This is a genomic window from Rhizobium sp. BIGb0125, from assembly GCF_024810055.1.
Classification (GTDB): domain Bacteria; phylum Pseudomonadota; class Alphaproteobacteria; order Rhizobiales; family Rhizobiaceae; genus Agrobacterium.
Genome location: NZ_JANUDV010000003.1, coordinates 37,895 through 59,626, shown reverse-complemented (window position 1 = coordinate 59,626; position 21,732 = coordinate 37,895). Strand labels below are relative to the sequence as shown.

23 protein-coding genes are annotated in these 21,732 nt (G+C 56.0%); 12 read left to right on the top strand and 11 right to left on the bottom strand.

Translation table 11 applies throughout. The features are described 5' to 3' along the window. Positions 1–35: 35 nt before the first annotated feature. Positions 36–542, top strand: a complete 507-nt coding sequence (locus M2418_RS08445; RefSeq protein WP_250981741.1) for a peptide deformylase — start codon at positions 36–38, stop codon at positions 540–542. 10 nt (positions 543–552) lie between these two features. Here M2418_RS08445 and M2418_RS08440 read toward each other — a convergent pair whose 3' ends face one another. Continuing rightward, positions 553–978: an OsmC family protein gene (locus M2418_RS08440; protein WP_250981742.1), complete on the bottom strand. Its 426-nt coding sequence runs from the start codon at positions 976–978 to the stop codon at positions 553–555. Between the two features lie 126 nt (positions 979–1,104). Between M2418_RS08440 and M2418_RS08435 the strand changes: the two genes are divergently transcribed. Beyond that, complete coding sequence (locus M2418_RS08435; RefSeq protein WP_192488691.1) at positions 1,105–1,272, top strand: Thivi_2564 family membrane protein; 168 nt, start codon at positions 1,105–1,107, stop codon at positions 1,270–1,272. Between the two features lie 71 nt (positions 1,273–1,343). On the opposite strand, the gene M2418_RS08430 is transcribed toward M2418_RS08435, so the two are convergent. The 4 genes from M2418_RS08430 to M2418_RS08415 form a co-directional block, all read right to left on the bottom strand. Next, positions 1,344–1,982, bottom strand: coding sequence for a LysE family translocator (locus M2418_RS08430; protein ID WP_259145974.1), 639 nt, complete (start codon positions 1,980–1,982; stop codon positions 1,344–1,346). A gap of 63 nt (positions 1,983–2,045) precedes the next feature. Beyond that, positions 2,046–2,849 carry a glutamate racemase gene (murI, locus tag M2418_RS08425; RefSeq protein ID WP_259145973.1) on the bottom strand — a complete coding sequence of 268 codons (804 nt, stop codon included), beginning with the start codon at positions 2,847–2,849 and terminating at the stop codon, positions 2,046–2,048. Then, positions 2,830–3,675, bottom strand: a complete 846-nt coding sequence (locus tag M2418_RS08420) for an RNA methyltransferase (RefSeq protein ID WP_259145971.1) — start codon at positions 3,673–3,675, stop codon at positions 2,830–2,832. The genes murI and M2418_RS08420 overlap by 20 nt, the downstream gene beginning before the upstream one ends. Positions 3,676–3,767: 92 nt before the next feature. Next, entirely contained in the window at positions 3,768–4,301 is a 534-nt protein-coding gene (locus M2418_RS08415) for a hypothetical protein (RefSeq protein ID WP_259145969.1), read from the bottom strand. Positions 4,302–4,511: 210 nt separating this feature from the next. On the opposite strand from M2418_RS08415, the gene M2418_RS08410 reads away from it, so the two are divergent. Together M2418_RS08410 and M2418_RS08405 are read left to right on the top strand one after the other, a co-directional pair. Continuing rightward, on the top strand, positions 4,512–5,726 hold the full coding sequence (locus tag M2418_RS08410) for an NADP-dependent isocitrate dehydrogenase (protein ID WP_192488686.1): 1,215 nt from the start codon (positions 4,512–4,514) through the stop codon (positions 5,724–5,726). Positions 5,727–5,852: 126 nt separating this feature from the next. Then, positions 5,853–6,479, top strand: coding sequence for a glutathione S-transferase family protein (locus tag M2418_RS08405; protein ID WP_259145967.1), 627 nt, complete (start codon positions 5,853–5,855; stop codon positions 6,477–6,479). A gap of 75 nt (positions 6,480–6,554) precedes the next feature. On the opposite strand, the gene alaS is transcribed toward M2418_RS08405, so the two are convergent. Together alaS and recA are read right to left on the bottom strand one after the other, a co-directional pair. Further along, on the bottom strand, positions 6,555–9,218 hold the full coding sequence (gene alaS, locus M2418_RS08400) for an alanine--tRNA ligase (RefSeq protein ID WP_259145966.1): 2,664 nt from the start codon (positions 9,216–9,218) through the stop codon (positions 6,555–6,557). A gap of 208 nt (positions 9,219–9,426) precedes the next feature. Then, positions 9,427–10,515 carry a recombinase RecA gene (gene recA, locus M2418_RS08395; protein ID WP_192488683.1) on the bottom strand — a complete coding sequence of 363 codons (1,089 nt, stop codon included), beginning with the start codon at positions 10,513–10,515 and terminating at the stop codon, positions 9,427–9,429. Positions 10,516–10,761: 246 nt separating this feature from the next. On the opposite strand from recA, the gene M2418_RS08390 reads away from it, so the two are divergent. Next, the gene (locus M2418_RS08390; protein WP_259145965.1) at positions 10,762–11,703 is read left to right on the top strand and encodes a carbohydrate kinase family protein; all 942 of its coding nucleotides are present in this window, start codon (positions 10,762–10,764) and stop codon (positions 11,701–11,703) included. 30 nt (positions 11,704–11,733) lie between these two features. Further along, positions 11,734–12,660, top strand: a complete 927-nt coding sequence (locus tag M2418_RS08385; RefSeq protein ID WP_259145964.1) for a pseudouridine-5'-phosphate glycosidase — start codon at positions 11,734–11,736, stop codon at positions 12,658–12,660. A 74-nt stretch (positions 12,661–12,734) separates the two neighbouring features. On the opposite strand, the gene M2418_RS08380 is transcribed toward M2418_RS08385, so the two are convergent. Then, on the bottom strand, positions 12,735–14,852 hold the full coding sequence (locus M2418_RS08380) for an OmpA family protein (RefSeq protein ID WP_259145963.1): 2,118 nt from the start codon (positions 14,850–14,852) through the stop codon (positions 12,735–12,737). Positions 14,853–15,151: 299 nt separating this feature from the next. Between M2418_RS08380 and M2418_RS08375 the strand changes: the two genes are divergently transcribed. From M2418_RS08375 to M2418_RS08350, 6 genes are all read left to right on the top strand, one after another. Beyond that, on the top strand, positions 15,152–15,925 hold the full coding sequence (locus M2418_RS08375) for an ABC transporter substrate-binding protein (RefSeq protein WP_259145961.1): 774 nt from the start codon (positions 15,152–15,154) through the stop codon (positions 15,923–15,925). Positions 15,926–16,038: 113 nt separating this feature from the next. Beyond that, positions 16,039–16,842 carry an ABC transporter permease gene (locus M2418_RS08370; protein WP_192488678.1) on the top strand — a complete coding sequence of 268 codons (804 nt, stop codon included), beginning with the start codon at positions 16,039–16,041 and terminating at the stop codon, positions 16,840–16,842. Beyond that, the gene (locus M2418_RS08365; protein WP_259145959.1) at positions 16,839–17,669 is read left to right on the top strand and encodes an ABC transporter permease; all 831 of its coding nucleotides are present in this window, start codon (positions 16,839–16,841) and stop codon (positions 17,667–17,669) included. Before M2418_RS08370 ends, M2418_RS08365 begins: the two co-directional genes overlap by 4 nt. Positions 17,670–17,829: 160 nt before the next feature. Beyond that, a complete protein-coding gene (locus tag M2418_RS08360; protein WP_259145957.1) occupies positions 17,830–18,096 on the top strand; it encodes an usg protein in 267 nt (88 codons plus the stop codon). A gap of 89 nt (positions 18,097–18,185) precedes the next feature. Then, on the top strand, positions 18,186–19,013 hold the full coding sequence (locus M2418_RS08355; RefSeq protein WP_259145955.1) for a class I SAM-dependent methyltransferase: 828 nt from the start codon (positions 18,186–18,188) through the stop codon (positions 19,011–19,013). Positions 19,014–19,163: 150 nt separating this feature from the next. Beyond that, complete coding sequence (locus tag M2418_RS08350; protein ID WP_250981756.1) at positions 19,164–19,850, top strand: DNA alkylation repair protein; 687 nt, start codon at positions 19,164–19,166, stop codon at positions 19,848–19,850. A 2-nt stretch (positions 19,851–19,852) separates the two neighbouring features. On the opposite strand, the gene M2418_RS08345 is transcribed toward M2418_RS08350, so the two are convergent. The 3 genes from M2418_RS08345 to M2418_RS08335 form a co-directional block, all read right to left on the bottom strand. Further along, a complete protein-coding gene (locus tag M2418_RS08345) occupies positions 19,853–20,344 on the bottom strand; it encodes an Lrp/AsnC family transcriptional regulator (RefSeq protein ID WP_192488673.1) in 492 nt (163 codons plus the stop codon). A gap of 65 nt (positions 20,345–20,409) precedes the next feature. Continuing rightward, positions 20,410–21,048, bottom strand: a complete 639-nt coding sequence (locus M2418_RS08340) for a uracil-DNA glycosylase family protein (RefSeq protein WP_405049396.1) — start codon at positions 21,046–21,048, stop codon at positions 20,410–20,412. A 6-nt stretch (positions 21,049–21,054) separates the two neighbouring features. After that, the gene (locus M2418_RS08335) at positions 21,055–21,633 is read right to left on the bottom strand and encodes a thermonuclease family protein (protein WP_259145953.1); all 579 of its coding nucleotides are present in this window, start codon (positions 21,631–21,633) and stop codon (positions 21,055–21,057) included. Positions 21,634–21,732: the final 99 nt, after the last annotated feature.

Sequence of the window (21,732 nt, the reverse complement as noted above, 5' to 3'; positions counted from 1 at the left end):
TCTGGGTTTTATCAGGCGCAAAACCGGAGCATACAGTGGCAATCAGGCCCATTCTGCCCTACCCGCATAGCGGGCTTTCTACACCTTGCCAGCCGGTGACGGTGTTTGACGATGCGGTAAAAACGCTGTGCACCGACTTGCTGGATACCATGCGCGCCGCGCCCGGCGTCGGCATCACGGCTGCCCATATTGGTGTATTTCAGCGGGTGTTTGTGCTGGAACTGTCGCCACAGGACGGCGTCCGCAATTATATCAACCCGGAAATCCTCTCGCAGTCCGCACACACCATGCGTCACACTGAGGGCAGCGTTTCGATGCCCGGCTATACGGAGGAAGTGGAACGCCCAGCGGCCGTTCGCGTACGTTATCAGGATATCACCGGGGCATTTCACGAAGAAGAGGCAGAGGGATTTCATGCCATCTGCATCCAGCATGAAATCGATCAGCTTGATGGTATTTTCTGGCTGCAGAAACTGTCGCGCCTCAAGAGAGACCGTCTGGTGCGCAAATGGCAAAAGGCCGCTCACGCACCAAAATCATAAGCAGAGACGATTACGCTTTAACCGTTAGGTCAAAGGACACAGCACCACGCAGCGTGTTGCTGACGGTGCAGATATCTTCCGCCATATGGCCGATGGCCTGACGCTCGTCGTCGTTAAAATTACCCTTGATATCAAGCGCGATATGGAAGGTCTCGATGCGGGACGGTTCCGTTTTTGCCTTCTCGCCGGTTACTTCAGCCGTCACGTTCTCAAACCTGTCGAGGATGCCGAGCTTGCTGGCTGCGATGCGCGCGCTCAGCACCATGCAGGCCGCCAGCGATGAATAAAGCAGATCAATCGGATTGAAGCCCGGATCGGAAGCGCTGGTGGTGACGCCAAGCGTGCCGCCGGTTGGCGTTGTCAGGTCCGGCTGGCCCATTCTTGCCAGAACGGCCGTTGCGCCCGTGGGCCTTGTTTTCACTTTTACCTGGGTCATGTGTTGTCTCCGTCGGCCGATAGGATTTTTTTCAATTGTATTGTCCGCAATGGAACCAATGTGGTGATGAACGCATTTGATACGCAACGGTCAAGAACCGTTGGACAATTAAAGGAGCTGGGACCAATGGTTACATCCACCCTCATCAGCATTTTGATCACGTTTCTTGTTATCGTGCTGATTCTATGGCTGGTCGCTCGCTTGCCAATTGCTGGCAGCGCGAAGCAGATCGTCCAGGTTATCGTCATCATTATCGGTATTATTTCGCTTCTGAAATATCTCGCCGTATTCTGATCGATCGCGACAGGAAACAAAAAGAACAGGCGGCAATAACACCGCCTGTTCTTTTTTATTTAAATTGAATTTCAGATATTTGCCGCCCGCTTCCAACCCAGCGTCAGCAAGCCGGCGCCAATCAGCAGGCTTCCGCCTGTTCTATTGACCACCTTTTGCACTGATGGTTTGCGAATGGTGTTACGCGCCGCAGACGCCAGCAGCCCATAGAGTGCCGCATTGATGATGGCGAGCACCAGGAACGTCGTTTCAAAGATAACCATTTGCGGCAGCCATGGCAGCGTCGGCACCAGAAACTGCGGCAGAAACGCCACAAAAAACACGATGCTTTTCGGGTTGAGCGCAGTGACGATATAGGTATGCAGGAATATCCGCATCGGCCTTTCCTTGCCCGTCACATCGCCCTGTGAGGCATCGCCACCAATAACAGGCGCACGCCACAGCTTGATACCGAGATAGATCAGATAGGCCGCACCCACCCATTTCAGCACCGTAAACAATGCAGCAGACGTGGCCAGCAAGGCACCAAGACCCAGCATGGAGGCGGTCATCGCCGTAAAATCACCCAGCGCCACACCGGCAACCGTTGCCGTACCGGCCTTTCGGCCATGGCCAAGCGCATAGGAAATGACGAGAAGAATGGTTGGCCCGGGAATGGCCAGCATGACTATTGACGCAGCAGCAAACGCAATCCAGTTTTCAAACGGCATGGCAAATCCTCGCTCCAGAGAAACGCCACCAAGCCACCATTTTAACTGAAGTTCAAGCGCCGTTTATTGGGCGCGCAGACCAAAGCCCTGCATCAGGCGACGGGTAGCAAAATCTGGATTGCCCGAGGTGAAAATCGCCACATCAAAACCATCGGGATGTTCGGCACCCTGAACCAGCGGCACCAGATGGCGTGCCCGCCGTGCAATGGCTTCAGCCGGGTCCAGCCAGTCCACTGGCCAAGGTGCTAAGCGACGAAACAGATTGGACATGAACGGGTAATGGGTGCAGGCCAGCACGACGATATCGGTCTTGCGCTCCTCCTGCTCGACAAAACACGGTGCGATCTCAGCCATCACCGCCTCATCCGATACCGGCTCACCCCGGATCCAGCTTTCCGCCATCCGGGCCAGATTTTCAGAACCGACCAGTCGCACATGGCACTGGGTGGCAAAGGACTGGATGAGGTCACGCGTGTAGGCACGTTTGACCGTGCCGGGCGTGGCAAGAACCGATACAAGGCCGGAGCGTGTGCGCTCTGCTGCAGGCTTGATCGCCGGTACGGTACCGACAAAGGTCATGGCAGGAAATGCTTCACGCAGTGCCGCACCGGCCAGCGTAAAAGCGGTATTGCAGGCAATGACGCAGACCTCGGGATCGTGCTCGACAAGCAACCGGGCAAACAACGCCAGAATGCGCTCTTTCAGCGCCTCTTCTTCCCAGCCGCCATAGGGAAAACCGGCATCATCGGCAATATAGATGAATTCGCGCTCCGGCATCAGAACGCGAACTTCGCGCAAAACCGTCAGGCCACCAATTCCGGAATCAAAAACCAGAATTGGTTTCAGCTCATGCGTCTGTGCTGTCATCTTCCGAAACGCCCTTGCCGCCGGCATTGTTGTTGGGAGGCTGATAAAAAGCTCCACGCGGCGAGTTGCGCGTGTAACGGTCAAAGGTGCCGAACACGCCACGCAAAACGCTGATCTCCTGCGAGCTCAGCGCGCGTCTGGACAGAACGGCACGAAGATTTTCAGTCATGCGCTGCCTTTTGCCTTCGGGGCGGAAATAACCGCGGGCATCCAGCGCTTCTTCCACCTGTTCGTAAAGGCCATGCAGCTCTTCTTTTGTCGCCGGCCGCTGCTCGATCGGCTGGAAAAGCGTCGAAGACACGTCTTCCATGCCAGACTTCATCCACTCATAGGACATCAGCAGCACCGCTTGCGCGATGTTCAGCGATGCAAAGGCTGGATTGACCGGGAATGTGACGATCTCGTCGGCAAGCGCCACTTCTTCATTGGTCAGACCCCAGCGCTCACGACCAAACAAAATGCCGGTCTTTTCGCCGCCAACGAAATTACCGCGCAGCGTCGCAACGGCATCAACAGGTGCGCGCACCGGCTTGAAGCCGTAACGTTCACGGGCAGTGGTGGCATAAACAAAATTCAGGTCGGCAATCGCTTCTTCCAGCGTCGCAAACACCCGCGTGCCGTCGATCACATGATCTGCCTTGGAGGCCGCAGCACGGGCCTTCTCGCTTGGCCAGCCATCCCGCGGGTTGACCAGACGCAGTTCCGCCAGGCCAAAATTAGCCATGGCACGGGCAACCATGCCGATGTTTTCGCCCAGTTGCGGTTCAACGAGGATGATTGCCGGGCCTTCTGCCACAAGTTCCAGCTCGCTATTGGTACCAGCCATATTCTTCTTCCAGATTACACGGGCGCTTCACTGGCACAAAATGCAGCGCAAATCAAAGTGTGCAGCGGAAAAAGGCCAATTGAAGACCGGCACTATTCACCCTTGATGATGCCATCCATCTCGACAACCAGGGAATCCGTGCCGTCGTCGCCAACCCGGTGAATGTCATCGATGACAGGTTTGCCGTTTTCTTCGATGACATCAAAATGCACTTCGTTGACCATGTTCTTCATGTCGTTTTCGTCCATGCAGGACCACAGCTTGAAACTGACTTTGACGTCATTGACGCCGCCATCCTTTGGCTGAGCGGGTGCGATCGCCAGTTCCTGTATTGGACAGCCATCCTGTGAACTGGTCACCACGTCGTAGCCAAAGGGATCGCCCGGCTCGTTGTTTTCTGTGTCATAGGCCGGCTTCTTTGCCGCCTGATGGTAGGTTTCGACGAATTTCTTACTGAACAGGCTGTTCAGCATGTCCTCGTCAAAAATGTATTTCCACTCTTCCTGCTCACCGGACCAGTTCTTGACGGTGATATCCATCACCTGACGCACGGGCGCCGTCGCATCTGCGGCGAATGCGCAGCTTGAGGCTAGAAAAACGAGGGTGGCAGTGAAAAAAGTGCGCATAAAAATGTCCGGTCGCAAATCGACGATGAAGGAATGATTCGCCAGACTGTATTCCCATCCTGTCATTTGTCACCCACCCAACTTCATTTGGGCAGCCATGCAGAAAAACATGCTCCAAGCCTTTGCGGACGGCGCATGCGATGCTATAGCCGCACCGGATATTTTTCCGATACCGCGGACTTGTTCCGCCTCATTCATGGCGAGGAATTCATGGCAAAGATCAAGGTTGCAAATCCGGTTGTCGATCTCGACGGCGACGAAATGACCCGTATCATCTGGCAGCTCATCAAGGACAAGTTGATCCTGCCTTACCTCGATCTCGACATCGAATATTATGACCTTTCGGTCGAAAACCGTGACGCGACCAATGACCAGGTGACTGTTGATGCGGCTCACGCCATCAAGAAGCACGGCGTTGGCATCAAGTGCGCAACCATTACTCCAGATGAAGCCCGCGTTGAGGAATTTAGCCTCAAGCAGATGTGGAAGAGCCCGAACGGCACCATCCGCAACATTCTCGGCGGCGTTATCTTCCGCGAGCCAATCATCTGCAAAAACGTTCCACGTCTGGTTCCAGGCTGGACGAAGCCAATCGTTGTTGGCCGTCACGCATTCGGCGATCAGTACAAGGCAACTGACTTCAAATTTCCTGGCAAGGGCAAGCTGACGATCAAGTTCGTTGGTGAAGACGGCCAGGTTATCGAAAAAGACGTGTTCGACGCACCAGGCGCCGGCGTTGCTCTGGCCATGTACAACCTGGATGAGTCGATCCGCGAGTTCGCACGCGCATCCATGAACTACGGCCTGATGCGCAAGTGGCCAGTTTACCTGTCCACCAAGAACACCATCCTCAAGGCTTATGACGGTCGCTTCAAGGATATCTTCGAAGAAGTTTACCAGGCCGAGTTCAAGGCGAAGTTCGACGAAGTCGGCATCATCTACGAACACCGCCTGATCGACGACATGGTTGCTTCCGCTCTGAAGTGGTCCGGTGGCTACGTTTGGGCATGCAAGAACTACGACGGCGACGTACAGTCCGACACCGTTGCACAGGGCTTCGGTTCGCTCGGCCTGATGACCTCCGTTCTGCTGTCGCCAGATGGCCGCACGGTTGAAGCTGAAGCTGCACACGGTACGGTTACCCGCCACTACCGCCAGCACCAGAAGGGCCAGGAAACCTCCACGAACTCGATCGCTTCGATCTTCGCATGGACACGTGGTCTCGCACACCGTGCCAAGCTGGACGACAATGCCGATCTGGCAAAGTTCGCTGCCACGCTGGAAACCGTTTGCGTTGACACCGTTGAAGCCGGCTTCATGACTAAGGACCTGGCACTGCTGATCGGTCCTGATCAGCCATGGCTGTCAACCACTGCCTTCCTCGATAAGATCGACGAAAACCTTCAGAAGGCTATGGCTGCCTGAGACAGCCAAACCTGAAGAGAACTTCGAGAACCCGGCCTTCGCGCCGGGTTTTCTTTTGGCTACGAGAGCAATGTCTTGATTACATCACAGGTCAGGCGCAGAATTTGCCAAAATGGAGGAGACGTTATGAGTGACCTGACATTTTATACCAACCCCATGTCTCGCGGTCGCATTGCCCGCTGGATGCTCGAAGAGGTTGGCGTGCCCTACCGCACCGAAATCCTGGCCTTCAATACCGACATGAAATCACACGCCTACAAGGCGATAAACCCGATGGGCAAGGTGCCGGCCATCAAACATGGTGATACCATCGTCACCGAATGCGCGGCGATCTGCGCCTATCTTGCCGATGCTTTTCCCGGCGCAAATCTAGCCCCACCCACCAAACAGCGTGGCCTTTATTACCGCTGGCTGTTCTTCACGGCAGGTCCGCTGGAAATGGCAGGTTGCTTCAAGGCGCTCGGTGTTGAAGTGCCGCCAGACAAATACCGCATGGTTGGCTGCGGCGCTTATGCAGATGTCATGAACACACTGGAACTGGCTGTCAGCGAAAACCGCTTTGTGGCTGGCGATCAGTTTACAGCGGCCGACGTTTATGTCGCCTCCCATATCGGCTGGGGCATGCAGGTCGGCACGGTCGAAAAACGTCCACATTTTGTGGAATATCTCAGCCATATCAGCGAACGCCCGGCATTCAAGCGTGCCTTGCAACTGGATGAGGAAGCCTCGAAAGAATTGCAGCCCACCGGCTGACATGGCTTAGCGGACGGCGATCAGAAAATAAAAAAAGGCGGGTCAAACCCGCCTTTTCTATTGGATGTTCCAGTCTCAGCCAGCGAGTGCCGCCGCAACAGCCTCAATGGCTTCAGATGCCTTGGCACCATCAGGGCCACCGGCCTGCGCCATGTCAGGACGGCCACCGCCACCCTTGCCGCCGAGAGCGGCAGAAGCAACGCGCACCAGATCAACGGCGCTGAAGCGCGATGTCAGGTCTTCCGTCACAGACACCACAGCACTTGCCTTACCATCTTCGGAGACGGCAATCAGCAGCACAACGCCGGAACCAATGCCTGCCTTGGCATCATCAGCAAGGCCCTTGAGGTCCTTGGCTTCAATACCGGACAGCGACTTGGCCAGCAGCTTTACGCCGCCAATCTCCTGCACATCGCTTGCAGCGCCGTCAGCGGAACCGCCGCCCATGGCCAGCTTGCGACGGGCATCCGTCAGTTCCTTTTCAAGCTTCTTGCGCTCATCCAGCAGGCTTTCAACGCGCGACAACACTTCGCCCGGCTGAACCTTCAGCGAAGAAGCCAACGCCTTCACACGTTCGTCCTGCTCGGCGAGGTAGGCCAGAGCGCCCTGGCCGGTGACAGCTTCAACACGACGAACGCCAGCACCAACCGCGCTTTCGCCCAACACGCGCACCAGACCGATTTCACCGGTTGCTGACACATGCGTACCGCCGCAAAGTTCTACCGAGTACGGACGGTTGGCCTTGGCGCCGTGAATGCCAGTGCCCATCGACACCACGCGCACTTCGTCACCATACTTCTCACCGAACAGCGCCATGGCACCTTCGGCAATCGCATCGTCAACGCTCATCAGACGCGTGGTAACAGGCGCATTCTGCAGAATGATCTCGTTTGCCATCTGCTCAACGATCTTCAATTCCTCTGCCGTCATTGGCTTAGGATGAGATACGTCGAAGCGCAGACGCTCAGGCGCAACCAACGATCCCTTCTGGGCAACATGCGTGCCGAGGATTTCGCGCAGCGCCTCATGCAGCAGGTGGGTTGCCGAGTGGTTTGCACGCAGACGCGAGCGGCGGTCATGATCAACGGTCAACTGAACAGCGTCGCCGACCTTCAGACCGCCCTTTTCAACCGTACCGATGTGAACGAACAGACCTTCGCCCTTCTTCTGGGTATCGGACACGGCAAATGCGCCATTGTCAGACGAGATGATACCGGTATCGCCCATCTGGCCACCGGACTCGCCGTAGAACGGGGTCTGGTTGACGACAACCTGCACGGTTTCGCCTGCAGCAGCCGCATCAACAGCCTTGCCATCCTTGACGATGGCCTGAACTACGCCTTCTGCCGTTTCGGTGTCGTAACCGAGGAATTCGGATGCACCGAGCTTTTCCTTCAGTTCAAACCACACGGTTTCCGTTGCCTTGTCGCCGGAACCGGCCCAGTGCGAACGTGCTTCGGCCTTCTGGCGCTGCATGGCATCTGTAAAGCCGGAGATATCGACGCCGATTTCACGGGCACGCAAAGCGTCCTGCGTCAGGTCGAGCGGGAAGCCGTAGGTGTCGTAAAGCTTGAATGCTGTTTCGCCGTCCAGCATGTCGCCCTTGTGCAGTGTCGACGTTGCGTCGGACAGCAGCGAAAGGCCACGCTCCAGCGTCTTGCGGAAACGGGTTTCTTCCAGCTTTAGCGTCTCAGAAATCAGCGGTTCTGCACGTACCAGTTCCGGATAGGCACGGCCCATCTGCTGAACGAGCGTTGGCAGCAGCTTCCAGATCAATGGCTCTTTCGAACCCAGCAATTCCGCATGGCGCATGGCGCGACGCATGATACGGCGAAGCACGTAACCACGACCTTCATTGGACGGCAGAACACCGTCGGCAATCAGGAAGGCGGATGAACGCAGGTGGTCAGCAATAACGCGGTGGCTGGCGCGCTTTTCGCCTTCAGCAGCAACACCGGTTGCTTCAACCGAAGCGGAGATCAGTGCACGGAACAGGTCGGTGTCGTAGTTGTCGTGTTTGCCCTGCAGCAGCGCGGAAATACGCTCAAGACCCATGCCAGTATCGATAGATGGACGCGGCAGATTGATGCGCTCTTCCTTCGTCACCTGCTCATACTGCATGAAGACGAGGTTCCAGATTTCGATGAAACGGTCACCATCTTCATCGGCAGAGCCCGGAGGGCCACCCCAGATATGATCGCCATGGTCATAGAAAATTTCCGAACATGGACCGCAAGGACCGGTGTCACCCATGGCCCAGAAGTTGTCGCTGGTTGGGATACGGATAATGCGATCATCCGAGAAACCGGCAATCTTCTTCCACAGGTTAAAGGCTTCATCGTCAGTGTGGTAGACAGTTACCAGAAGACGGTTCTTGTCGATGCCGTATTCCTTGGTGATCAAGTTCCAAGCGTGCGTGATCGCCTCTTCCTTGAAGTAGTCACCGAAGGAGAAGTTACCCAGCATTTCAAAGAATGTGTGGTGACGGGCGGTGTAACCGACATTGTCCAGATCATTGTGCTTGCCGCCGGCGCGTACGCATTTCTGCGACGATGCCGCCGTGGAGTAAGGACGGCTTTCCAGACCGGTGAACACGTTCTTGAACTGAACCATGCCCGCATTGGTAAACATGAGGGTCGGGTCATTGCGCGGCACCAGAGGGCTGGAGGCTACGATTTCATGACCATTTTTCTTGAAGTAGTCGAGAAATGTCGACCGGATTTCATTTACGCCGCTCATGCCCACACACCGCTCATACTGAGTCCTTCATTGCCGTTTGCAATACGGCTAACCATCAAAACCACTGGCTTTTATCGTTCACGTCTGGCCCTGTCCAGCCATTCGGGCCGCAACCTTGGCACAAAAAAGGCCGCATGAACGGTGTCACGCGGCCTTTTGTTTCAATTCATACAGCGCCGTTTCAATTGAGAGACGGCGCCCCGTCCGATCAGGCGTCAGGACCGTCGCCGTCTTCAGAGCCTTCCGGACCGCCATTTTGCAGGAAGCGGTCTGCAATCAGACCGGCATTCTGGCGGAGTGACAGCTCAATTTCATTGGCAAGTGCCGGGTTTTCACGCAGGAAGGTTTTTGCGTTTTCACGCCCCTGCCCCAGTCGCTGGCTGTTATAGGAGAACCAGGCTCCCGACTTCTCAACGATGCCGGCCTTGACGCCCAGATCGACCAACTCACCGGTCTTGGAAACGCCTTCGCCATACATGATATCGAATTCTACCTGCTTGAACGGAGGTGCCATCTTGTTCTTGACGACCTTGACGCGTGTCTGGTTGCCAACAACTTCTTCACGTTCCTTGACGGCCCCGATACGGCGAATGTCGAGACGAACGGAGGCATAGAACTTCAGCGCGTTACCGCCGGTTGTCGTTTCCGGCGAACCGAACATCACACCGATCTTCATACGGATCTGGTTGATGAAGATAACCATGCAGTTAGAACGGGAGATCGATGCGGTCAGCTTGCGCAGCGCCTGGCTCATCAAACGAGCCTGAAGACCCGGCAGGCTGTCGCCCATTTCACCTTCAATTTCCGCACGCGGCGTCAGGGCCGCAACGGAGTCGATAACCAGAACATCCACCGCGCCGGAGCGAACCAGCGTATCGGTAATTTCAAGTGCCTGCTCACCAGTATCAGGCTGGGAGATCAGCAGGTTCTGCAGATCGACGCCAAGCTTGCGGGCATAGACCGGATCAAGCGCATGTTCCGCATCCACGAAGGCGCAAATGCCACCCTTTTTCTGGGCTTCTGCAATTGTCTGCAGCGCAAGCGTCGTCTTGCCCGAGCTTTCAGGACCGTAAATTTCAATGATACGACCTTTGGGAAGTCCACCAATCCCAAGGGCAATATCCAAACTAAGAGATCCCGTCGAAACCGTTTCAATTTCAACGACGTTTTCATTGGAGCCGAGCTTCATGATCGATCCCTTGCCGAACGAACGTTCGATCTGGGAGAGCGCTGCTTCCAGTGCCTTGCTTTTATCCACCGATTTATCCTCTACAAGACGCAAAGAATTTTGTGCCATCTGATCCACCTTTAGGTTATTGAAGCCCCACAGGCAATGAAGCGTTCCGTGAAGATTTTGTACCTTGTTTGTTCTCATTCGACAAGAGCAGATCATCATATTGAAAACAATAATGGATAAGTGGTTTGTTCTATTTTTGTTTTTCTTCGTGGAAGCCACGGCAAAAAAGATGAAAAACCACAGGTCAAACCGCAAAAGGGTCGAATCGCACCCCTGCATCAGACCGGTGGAATACGGGAACGGACGATGAAAAAAATACTCGTGCTCGGTGGTGCTCACATAGATCGCCGAGGTCTGATTACAGGTGAAACCTCACTGGCTGCCAGCAACCCCGGACGCTGGATGGAAGAGGCAGGCGGTGGTGGTTTTAATGCTGCCCGCAACCTCTCCCGCCTCGGTTATGACGTTCGCATCATCTCACCGCGCGGCGGCGATGCCACAGGCGAAGCAGTCGCGGCAGCGGCCATTGAAGCCGATGTCGAAGACACGCCTTTCGTGTTTCTGGATCGCAAAACACCCAGCTATACCGCAATCCTTGAGTGCGACGGCAATCTGATCATCGCGCTGGCCGACATGGACCTTTATGACCTGTTTTCGCCACGCCGCCTGCGCGTGCGGGCTGTCAGGGATGCCATTGAGGCAACCGACGCCATTCTGTGCGACGCCAATCTGCCGAAGGATACACTTGCGGCACTCGGCAAAGCGGCGAAGGAACAAGGCAAGCTTTTGGCTGCCATTGCTATTTCGCCAGCCAAGGTCGTCAAGTTGCAAGGCGCGCTTGAGAATATCGACATTCTCTTCATGAACGAGGCCGAAGCCCGCACCATTACCGGCCACAGCCCGGAAAAATCCGCCGACTGGCCAGCCCTGCTGCGTGCAGCCGGTGTGAGGGGTGGCGTGGTAACGCGCGGCTCCAATGAAGTGATTGCCTTTGTCGGCGAAAACACTGCATCGCTGCAGCCACCAGTCCTGAAAGAGGTGCGTGATGTCACAGGGGCTGGTGATGCCCTTGCATCCGGTTTTCTGGCAGGCCATCTTCAGGGCCAGAACATAGGCGAAAGCCTGCGTTGGGGCACGGCAGCGGCAGCCATTACCGTCCTTTCACCCTTCGCCACATCGCATGAAATGTCACAAGACAACATTGACCTGATGTTACGTCTTGTGCCCGAAGCACAAACCCTGTCATGAGACACTGATAACAGAAATTGGAAATACCCGATGACAAAGCCAATCTCCCCTCTCCTTCCGATCGTCTATTCCGAAGAAGTTGCTGCTGCCAAACAGCGCGGCGCACCAATCGTTGCCCTGGAATCGACCATCATCACCCATGGCATGCCTTACCCTGGCAACATCGAAATGGCGCAGGGCGTTGAAGAGCTGATCCGCCAGGAAGGTGCCGTACCGGCCACCATCGCTGTCATCGATGGCGTTTTGCATATCGGCCTTGAAAAGCACCAGCTGGAAACCTTGGCCCAGACCACAGGTGCCATGAAAGTCTCGCGCGCCGATATCGCCTTTGCGATTGCCGAGCGTCGCACCGGTGCAACCACCGTTGCCGCCACCATGATTGCCGCTGCACGCGCCGGCATCAAGGTCTTCGCAACCGGTGGCATTGGTGGCGTACACCGCGGCGCCGAAGAGAGCTTCGACATCTCTGCTGACCTGACTGAACTTGCCAAGACCGGCGTGATCGTCATTTGCGCTGGCGCCAAGGCCATTCTCGACATTCCAAAGACGTTGGAAGTTCTGGAAACCGGCGGCGTTCCTGTCGTGACCTATGAAGCCACTGAGTTCCCGGCCTTCTGGTCGCGTTCGTCTGGCCTGCAAAGCCCGCTGACACTGAACAGCCCGGCTGCCATTGCCAACTTCCAGACGACCCGCGAACAGCTTGGCATCGAAGGCGGCATGCTGATTGCCAACCCAGTTCCGGAAGAAGATGAAATTCCGCGCGAAGAGATGGAAATCTACATCAGCCGCGCCATTGCCAATGCAGAGCGTGAGGAAGTCACCGGCAAGGCCGTAACACCGTACCTGCTGGACAACATCTTCCGTCTGACCAGCGGCCGCAGCCTCAAGACCAACATTGCCCTGGTGCGCAACAATGCACGCCTGGCCGCTGAAATCGCGGTTGCCCTCAACGGCTGATTTGTTCGATATTTCAGGCATGAAAAAGCCCGGTTCCTTTCGGAGCCGGGCTTTTTATTGTCTTCAGAACAACATCAGTTCTGTGCGACCGGACGAACCAGCGGCGTGACACGGCGGATGGTAACACGGCGGTTCTGCTGTTCTGCAGAAAGGGTGCGTACCTTCAGGTAACGTTCGCCATAGCCCTGCGTTGCCAGGTTTTCCGGCGGAATGCCGTAAACGTCGGTCAGGATATTGGCGACCGATTCAGCGCGACGGTCCGACAGGATCAGGTTGCTTTCGTCGGAACCGACGGCATCCGTATGACCTTCAATGAGGAAGGTTTCGGCCGGGTTCTGGTCCAGCGTCTTGTTGATCGCGTCAGCCACCTTGCGAAGTGTGCGTGCCTGGTTCATCGGAATATCGGCACTGCCCGTCGCAAAGGTCACCGTATCGAGGTCGATACGACGCACTTTGTCACGAATACGCGCAGAGTACTTCACCTCGTCCAGCGAGTAGACACGTTCGACAGGTTCGACTGGCGGCTGCTCCAGGAACGCGTAATAGTCACGGTCCGGATCGCTGGTCGTGTCGATGATGTAGTCCTGAACCGGAATGCGCAGGCGCATCGGTGGCAGGTCGAGGCCCGGATCGCGATAAGCGTATTCGCGGTCAGGACGGTCCATCAGTTCCGGTGCGTAGAACAGCACATATTCACGGCCACGATTGTCGATTCGCGAACGCTGAATGATGTCGCCATAACGATTACGGATCGTCACAACCTGCGTACCGTCATTACGCTCCACAGTTTCGCGGATACGGCCACCTGGCAGACGCTCGTAATACGGCTCTTCACCTTCACGCACGAAGCGGCTGGTATCGTCGCCACGCACGATGATGCGGTCACCTAACTGCAGGATGATACGGGCGCCATCATCATTGTTGTTACGACGGCCACCATCGCGTGGCTGCCACTCACGCACGCCTTCCGGACGTTCAAAACGTGGTGGACGGGCAATGCGCTCACCCTGCTGGGCGGTTGCGGCTTCCATCTTGACCGGTGGCGGTGGTGCCTTGCCATCTGGCCGCATGGCCTGTGCTTCGGCGTCTGAGGTCGGAACCTTCACTTCACCGGCCTGCTCACGTTCCTTGCGACGTTCGTCACGAGACTTTCTGTCGCCAGAACGTTCCGCTTCCTTGTCGCTGTCCAGAACGGCAGCACCCTTGTCGACCGGCAGAATAACCGTTTCGTCGGTCTTGGACGGGTCCGCAGCAATGGCCTTGGCCTGGTCCAGCTGCTCTTTGGTCATGGAAGGAGCTTCTTCCTGCGGAGCGGCAACCTGATCTGGCACGGCTTCACCGGCTGGGGCCTGGCCACTTGCAGCACCGTCCTGTGGTGGTGGCGGTGCGTCAGGGGCTGGCGGCGCATCTGGTGCTGGTGCCGGGGTGGGTGCAGGTGCAGCAGCGTCTGGTGCAGGTGCCGCAGCATCTGGCGCAGGTGCCGGTGTTGGCACAGGTGCTGGCTCTTCAGCGGCGGGACGTGGAGCAGGTTTTTCACGGTTCGGGCGTGGGCGCTGCTTGGACTGGTCATCACCCGGCTGGCGGCCGGGCTGCGGGTCTGCCTGCTGTTCAGGCACTGGAGCCTTTTCAGGCGCTGGCGATTGCTGCGGTACTGGAGCTTCCTTCGGCTCAGGTGCCGGTGCTTCAGCGGCTGGCTCGCGTTTTGGTCGGCGCTTCGGCTCAGGTGCCTGCTCGGCGGCAGGAGGAGCAGCCTCAGGTGCGGGTGCTGGCTCAGCCGCAGGCGGCGCAGGTTCTGGTGCCGGTGGCGGAGGTGGTGCCTCAGCGGCGGGTGGTGGTGGCGGTGCTGGCTCCGGCGCAGGCTCGGCCGCAGGTGGTGCGGGTTCCGGTGCTGGGGGTGGCGCTGCGTTCTGCGCGGCAAGCGCTGCATCAAGCTCAGCCTGCGCGGCCCCTACGGCCGCCTGTGCGGCAGAAGTGTCACCGCCGCTAGCCTGGGCATCAGCCAGTGCCTGCTGCGCTGCCTGCAATTGCTGGCGCGCACCTTCAACGCTGACCTGTACGCGAATAACATCCCTGCTCTCAGCTTGGAAAGAAACGGTGGGCCTCAAGGTCATGGCTCCGGCTGGTTGAGCCGTCATGACAATGGACATAAGGGGAAGAACAACCCCGGCCCTCAACATGGTTTTATTCAACATCGTGTTTCCTCATGTGCCTGAATGCTTCGTTGTCATCTGCGTCATTCAGGGCTTTTTTGTGCCCGGTCAGCGCAACGCGCCAACCATGACATTGTTCCAATCATGGACGGAGAAGCCTGTACGCAGAATGAACGGACAACAACCATGCCGAAGCTGTTTGACAGATCGTGGAATTGAGGTTGCATTTTATTTGCAACGGTATGAGTATCCGGCCAGCGAGGTGCAATGACCCCACGCAACAGACATTGGCACGGATAAAAACAACAGCCTGCCAGTGAAAACCAAAAGAGAGGATCGCAATGCGTATTTCTACACGTCTTCTTGCCGCCGCTTCCATCGCGGCAGTATCTTTGTTTTCCGGCGCAGCCCTTGCGCAAGACAAGCTCGTTATCGGCACGGAAGGCGCTTACCCTCCCTTCAACAACCTTGAAGCGGACGGCACACTGACCGGTTTCGATATCGATATCGCCAAGGCGCTCTGCGAAGAGATGAAAACCGAATGCACCTTCGTAACCAACGACTGGGATGGCATTATTCCGGCTCTCCAGGCCAAGAAGTTCGATGCAATCGTCGCGTCCATGTCGATTACACCTGAGCGTCTGGAAAAGGTCGACTTCTCCAAGAAGTACTACAACACACCTCCGGCCATTGCCGTTCCGAAGGATTCGCCAATCAAGACGCTTGAAGACCTCAAGGGCAAGAGCCTCGGCGCGCAGGGTTCCACAACCCACGCCAACTACGCCGAAAAGCATCTGGCTGATTCTGACCTCAAGCTTTACCCAACCGCTGACGAATATAAGCTTGACATCACCAACGGCCGTATTGATGGCGTTATCGACGACATCGTCGTTCTGTCGGAATGGGTCAAGTCTGACGCTGGCGCTTGCTGCAAGATCCTGACACCACTGAAGGTCGATCCTGAAATCAATGGTAATGGTGCCGGTATTGCTGTGCGCAAGGGCGACGCTGCACTTGCTGACAAGCTGTCTGGCGCTATCGCCGCCATCCGTGCGAACGGCAAATACAAGGAAATCAACGACAAGTACTTCGATTTCGACGTTTACGGCGAATAATCAGTGCTGATCTGTTGAAAGTTGATGGCGGATGGATTGCCCTTCCGCCATTTTTGTTTGAAAAACATGGATAGATTCAAAAAAAAGCGGCAAAGACCGCAGGGGAAGTTGGCATGAGCGGATTGTTTTCCGCGGTAGGCTCTTTCTGGGCCTACATTACGCATCTATTTGATCCATTCTGCGGCCCTGTTGGTGTCTTCTCGTTTCTGGATCAGTCCAGCATCATTTCCTGTGGCCCGACAGGCTGGGGTGACGAAGTTGCCTTTGGCGTCAAGGTCACCATCACACTGGCACTGGCAACTTTGCCGGTCGGTTTGATCATCGGCTTCATGATCGCACTTGCAGCCCAGTCCAGCGAAAAGTCGCTGCGCATCGCTGCCGGTATCTACACCACGATCTTCCGCGGCCTGCCTGAGCTTTTGACGCTGTTCATCGTTTATTACGGCATACAGATGCTGCTGCAATCGGTGGCCGGTTCGCTTGGTTTCAGCGGACCTATAGAAATCAACGCCTTTGTAGCGGGCATGATTGCACTGGCCGTGGTGTTTTCGTCCTATTCCTCCGAGGTGCTGTTATCCGCTTTCAAGGCCATACCCAAAGGCCAGTATGAAGCGGGCGATTCCCTAGGTCTTCGACGCAGCCGCACCATGCTGCTGATCGTACTGCCGCAACTGGTCAGAATTGCCCTGCCCGGCATGACGAACCTGTGGATGATCCTGTTGAAGGACACCTCCTACGTATCGATCATCGGCCTGACCGACATCCTGCGCCAGACCGGCGTTGCGGCCCGCGTCAGCAAGGAAGCCTTCTTCTTCTACGGGCTTGCCTGCTTGCTCTTTCTGGTTCTCGCCATGCTGTCGTCGATTGGTCTTGGTTACATTGATCGCTGGTCACGCAAATCGGAGGCCAAACGATGAGCCATGCCGAACATCTGATTGCAGCCCGCCCTGCGCCGCCTGCCGAAAAAAAGCCGATGACACTGGCCCGCGCCAGCGGTTACGTCATCATCAGCATCTGGTGCCTTGTGGCTCTTGGCCTCGTCTACACCATCATCAACGGTTGGGACTGGGCCAAGGTTGAACGTTACGGACCGCGCTATCTCGACGGCCTGAGAACAACGATCATTCTCGTCACGGTCTCGATCATTCTCGGCGCTATCCTGTCGCTGCCGATTGCCTTTGCGCGCATGTCAAAAAACCCGTTCTTGGCGGCACCAGCCTATGCCTATGTCTATGTATTTCGGGGCACACCGCTGCTGGCGCAGCTGTTCCTGATCTATTACGGCCTTGGCACATTCCGCACAGAACTGGAAAGCATTGGCCTGTGGTGGTTCTTCCGGGAAGCCTGGTATTGCGGCCTGCTCTCCATGACGCTCAACACAGCGGCCTATCAGGCTGAAATCCTGCGCGGTGCCATTGCCAGCGTGCCGGTCGGTCAGCGCGAAGGCGCCTTTGCGCTTGGCCTGCCGAAATCGATCATCTTCCGCAAGATTACCATGCCGCAGGCACTCATTGTTGCCCTGCGCCCCTATGGCAATGAAATCATTCTGCTGATCAAGGGTTCGGCTGTTGTCTCCGTCGTGACCGTATTCGACCTGATGGGCCAGACACGTTACGCCTTTTCCCGCACCTTCGATTACCAGACCTATCTTTGGGCCGCGATTTTCTACCTGACAATCGTCGAGACACTGCGCCACGTCTGGGCATGGCTTGAAGCCCGCCTGACGCGCCACCTGAAGCGCTGACCCTGCTAGCAGCACTCCGCGCCGAGAGCTGCTAACACACTGAAAAATAATTTCTTTTTAGCCAGATAAATACAATTTCAAGATTCGGTTAACCATGTCATGCTCCCATGGTGATGTTGAACACAGGTTCAGCACCGCCAAAAAAACGGGAACAGGTATCATGAACACAGACATGGAAATGATGCTGAAAGGTTACGGCCTCACCACTGCCCAGATCTTCTACCGCATGCCCGATCACCCCGCTTTGCTCCAGACCTATGTCTGGCAGCATTACGATCTGGCACCGGACTTTCCGGAAATGAACGGCTTTCTGAAGTTCTGGCGGGAAAAGCTCGATGGTCCCCTGCATTCGGTAAAATATGTGCATCGGCAGCTGATTTCGGCCAGCGAATGGCGCGCACTGAAGGGCGAGTTCATTCTCCACTGAATAACGGCTTTTCGAGATAAACATTGCGCGTGCCCGGCGGGCAGCTTACAGCAAGGCTGAACACCAAAAATTCAGCCAAGGGTACTGCAATGACCGGAAAACAACAGAAGATCGACGAAGAGGCCCTTGCCGAAGCCTATAACCGCGCACTGGCCCATGAGAAGGCTGGCGAGATCGATGCTGCCGTAGCAGCCTACCAGGAAGTTCTGGGCCTTGATCCGGAAGATCATGGTGGTGCGGCTGTTCGCCTTGCTTCACTTGGTCGTGGTGAGACACCGCCAAAGGCTCCCGATGCCTATGTCGAAACACTGTTTGACCAGCACGCCGAAGCCTTTGAAGACATTCTGGTCGAGCAGTTGGGTTATGCGGTTCCGATGATCGTGCGCCAGCGCCTGCAGTCTCTCAACCTTGGCCCATTCAAGCGCCTGCTTGATCTCGGCTGTGGCACCGGCCTGACGGGTGCCGCCCTGCGGGACATGGTGGAAGACAGCACCGGTATCGACATTTCCGAGAACATGGTTGAAATCGCTCATGAAAAGGAAATCTACGAAACGCTTTACGTAGCGGAAGTCGAGGATTTCCTTGAGGACAATGACGATGACGCTTTCGACCTGATCACCGCCACCGATGTGCTGCCGTACCTTGGTGCGCTTGAGCCGCTGTTTTTCGGTGCGGCCGAAAACTTGGCTCCTGGCGGTATCTTTGTGTTCTCGTCTGAAACGCTGCCAGACGATGTTCTGGCCGGACGGACCTACATGGTTGGTCCGCACCAGCGTTTTGCCCATGCAGAAAGCTACGTGAAGGAACGTCTCGAGGCGACTGGTTTCGAAATTCTCGAAGTCACCGACATCAATGTGCGCTTGCAGGATGGCAACCCGACACCGGGCCATCTGGTGGTGGCAAAGCTCAAGGCTTAACCCTCAAAAAAGGCGCGGCGAAAATCGCGCCTTTTTCTTTGCCTATGTTTCGCGATTTGCGGTCCTGTCACGACATGTCGCATGGCATGATGTCCTGAAAAACGGCATGGTGTCTCAACGGTCGATATGCGGCCTTGAGGTGAACAGGCAATGCTCGACAAAAACGCATCCGCACAAGACATCATTCACCACCTTCAAACCATGACATCGCAGGATGCCATTGATGGCATGCGCCGCTTTTCCATTGTCACCGATACCGCGCTCGGCATCAGCAATCCCGACCTGCAAAAACTGGCCCGGCAGGTCGGCAACAACCACCAGCGGGCCTTGCAATTATGGAATAGTGACATTCGTGAAGCGCGGTTGATGGCGATCTATACCGCCGACCCAACCTTGTTGACACAGAACGAATGTCTGGCCTGGGCGGGCGATTTCAACTCCTGGGAAATTGTCGATGCCGCTGCCGATCTCTTCACGCAGACGTCATTCTGGAAAGACCTGATCGACACATTCAGCGCCGACGACAGGGAATTTGTCCGGCGCACCGCCTTTGCGATGATTGCCGGCGCAACGGTTCACCTAAAAAAAGAACCGGACGAAACCATGCTCGGATTTTTGCCGCTCATCAAGACATACGCAAATGACGACAGGAATTTCGTGTGCAAGGCAGTGAACTGGGCGCTGCGCAATATCGGCAAACGCAGCACCAATTGCCACACCCCCGCACTGGCATTGGCGCAGGTTTTGGCAGACAGCAAAAACAAAACGGAAAGATGGGTTGGCAAGGATGCCGTCAAACAATTGACGGGCGAAAAACTGCTCGCCCGTCTGAAGTAGTCTTATTCTTCACCCGACGACTTGGTGTTGTCGAGCAGCATGTAATCCAGCGGCAGTTCAGTCGTGTACTTGATCTGCTCCATGGCGAAGGCAGACGACACGTCGCGGATTTCGATCTTGGCAATCATGCGCTTGTAGAAAGCATCGTAAGCACCGATGTCAGGCACCACCACGCGCAGCAGGTAATCCACGTCACCGCTCATGCGGTAGAATTCGACAACCTCAGGGAATTCGGAAACCACTTCCGAGAAACGCTTCAGCCACTCAATGGAGTGGGATGCCGTGCGAATGGAGACAAAAACCGTAACCTTGGTGTTGACTTTGGCCGGGTCCAGAAGAGCGACACGACGGCGAATGACACCATCTTCTTCCATCTTCTGGATACGCCGCCAACAGGGCGTCGTGGAAAGGCCGACCTTCTTGGCAAGGTCAGCAACAGCCAGGGTTGAATCCTCCTGAAGTATGCGCAGGATTTTGCGGTCTAATCGATCCAATTCCATTCCTCCTGAATTATTTTCCTTTAGATACACGATCCAAAAGAAAAAAACAGAAAAATTTTTCACTTAATTAGCATTTCAACAGACTGTCGCAAAACTGGCAACAGGTCCTCTTCAAACCATGGATTTTTCCGTATCCAGGCTGTATTGCGCCAGCTTGGATGCGGCATTGGCAGCATACGAATGCCCTCATTCCTGAAAAATGTCGTGCGCCAGTCGCGTACCGTTTCCGTGACATTGCCATTGCGCGTTTTGCCCATGTGCCAGGCCTGCGCATAACCGCCAATCGCCAGAACCAGCTCTATCTGTGGCATGGCATCCATCACCCGCTGACGCCAGAACGGTGCACATTCCTTGCGCGGTGGCAGGTCGCTACCCTTGGCATCGTAACCGGGAAAACAGAACCCCATAGGCACGATGGTGAACAGGTCACGATTGTAAAACTGGTCGCGGTCGACAGACAGCCAGTTGCGCAGCCGATCACCCGACGCGTCATTGAATGGCAGTCCGCTTTCATGAACCCGAAGCCCCGGCGCCTGACCGGCAATCAGGATACGCGCCTTGGAGGAAATCACCGCCACCGGACGCGGCTCATGCGGCAAGCGATAGGCCTCACCGCGCGCCGGCGTGTCGCGACAGATACGACAGGCGCCAATCTCGGCCCTTAAGATATCCAGATCCTTGTCCCTGATGTCAGGCACTCACACTCACTCCCAGCCAAGCAGATGGCGAACCGCCGCAAGGAAACCGGACAATGGTACGTCCATTTCCGCCGTCTTGCGCAACTTGCGCCAATTGGCCGGCGCTTCGAACGCCCCTGCCCACAGGCCAAGCCCACTGGCCTTTGCTTCGCTTTCCTCGTCCGAAAACAGAAAATGTTCTGTCCGCACGGCCAGTCCCCGGCGCACCATTTCAGCCGCCACATCCTGACCATCCAGGAAACACCGGACGAGCAAACGCTGATATCGATCCATGTCATTGCCACGGCATTCCAGTCCGACAGAAACCAGGCTGGCCAGCGCCTGTTTGGCGGCCTGCCCGCAGGGCCAGTCAGAACCATTGCGCTGGCATTGCTGGTCAAGTTCAGGCGCATCGATACCCAGCAGACGGAAACGTTTTCCGTTCAGCGCCAGCGTATCACCGTCAATGACATAATAGGCTCCAGCATGCCGCTGCATGTTGTCGCTGTCCAGCTTGGCAGCAATCAGAATTCCCAGCAGAAAAATGGCAATCAGCACAATTCCGTCGCGCAAAAAAGCCAACCGCCTGCCCTTGTTTTGTCTCATATGCCAACAAATCCTTTTCACAAATGGCAAACAAATAGTTTCACAGCAGCATCTTCTTAAGATTTCGCGGTTAGTGTTTCAGCCATTCGTGTCATTCCT

What these genes read in the sequence shown, in the direction of transcription:
- M2418_RS08410 (WP_192488686.1), top strand. Translation starts at nt 4,512, where the DNA reads ATGGCAAAGATCAAGGTTGCAAATCCGGTTGTCGATCTCGACGGCGAC.
- recA (WP_192488683.1), bottom strand. Translation starts at nt 10,515, where the DNA reads ATGGCACAAAATTCTTTGCGTCTTGTAGAGGATAAATCGGTGGATAAA.
- M2418_RS08440 (WP_250981742.1), bottom strand. Translation starts at nt 978, where the DNA reads ATGACCCAGGTAAAAGTGAAAACAAGGCCCACGGGCGCAACGGCCGTT.
- M2418_RS08430 (WP_259145974.1), bottom strand. Translation starts at nt 1,982, where the DNA reads ATGCCGTTTGAAAACTGGATTGCGTTTGCTGCTGCGTCAATAGTCATG.
- M2418_RS08370 (WP_192488678.1), top strand. Translation starts at nt 16,039, where the DNA reads ATGAGCGGATTGTTTTCCGCGGTAGGCTCTTTCTGGGCCTACATTACG.
- M2418_RS08405 (WP_259145967.1), top strand. Translation starts at nt 5,853, where the DNA reads ATGAGTGACCTGACATTTTATACCAACCCCATGTCTCGCGGTCGCATT.
- alaS (WP_259145966.1), bottom strand. Translation starts at nt 9,218, where the DNA reads ATGAGCGGCGTAAATGAAATCCGGTCGACATTTCTCGACTACTTCAAG.
- M2418_RS08385 (WP_259145964.1), top strand. Translation starts at nt 11,734, where the DNA reads ATGACAAAGCCAATCTCCCCTCTCCTTCCGATCGTCTATTCCGAAGAA.
- M2418_RS08355 (WP_259145955.1), top strand. Translation starts at nt 18,186, where the DNA reads ATGACCGGAAAACAACAGAAGATCGACGAAGAGGCCCTTGCCGAAGCC.
- M2418_RS08360 (WP_259145957.1), top strand. Translation starts at nt 17,830, where the DNA reads ATGAACACAGACATGGAAATGATGCTGAAAGGTTACGGCCTCACCACT.
- M2418_RS08365 (WP_259145959.1), top strand. Translation starts at nt 16,839, where the DNA reads ATGAGCCATGCCGAACATCTGATTGCAGCCCGCCCTGCGCCGCCTGCC.
- M2418_RS08350 (WP_250981756.1), top strand. Translation starts at nt 19,164, where the DNA reads ATGCTCGACAAAAACGCATCCGCACAAGACATCATTCACCACCTTCAA.
- murI (WP_259145973.1), bottom strand. Translation starts at nt 2,849, where the DNA reads ATGACAGCACAGACGCATGAGCTGAAACCAATTCTGGTTTTTGATTCC.
- M2418_RS08335 (WP_259145953.1), bottom strand. Translation starts at nt 21,633, where the DNA reads ATGAGACAAAACAAGGGCAGGCGGTTGGCTTTTTTGCGCGACGGAATT.
- M2418_RS08375 (WP_259145961.1), top strand. Translation starts at nt 15,152, where the DNA reads ATGCGTATTTCTACACGTCTTCTTGCCGCCGCTTCCATCGCGGCAGTA.
- M2418_RS08415 (WP_259145969.1), bottom strand. Translation starts at nt 4,301, where the DNA reads ATGCGCACTTTTTTCACTGCCACCCTCGTTTTTCTAGCCTCAAGCTGC.
- M2418_RS08390 (WP_259145965.1), top strand. Translation starts at nt 10,762, where the DNA reads ATGAAAAAAATACTCGTGCTCGGTGGTGCTCACATAGATCGCCGAGGT.
- M2418_RS08420 (WP_259145971.1), bottom strand. Translation starts at nt 3,675, where the DNA reads ATGGCTGGTACCAATAGCGAGCTGGAACTTGTGGCAGAAGGCCCGGCA.
- M2418_RS08380 (WP_259145963.1), bottom strand. Translation starts at nt 14,852, where the DNA reads ATGTTGAATAAAACCATGTTGAGGGCCGGGGTTGTTCTTCCCCTTATG.
- M2418_RS08435 (WP_192488691.1), top strand. Translation starts at nt 1,105, where the DNA reads ATGGTTACATCCACCCTCATCAGCATTTTGATCACGTTTCTTGTTATC.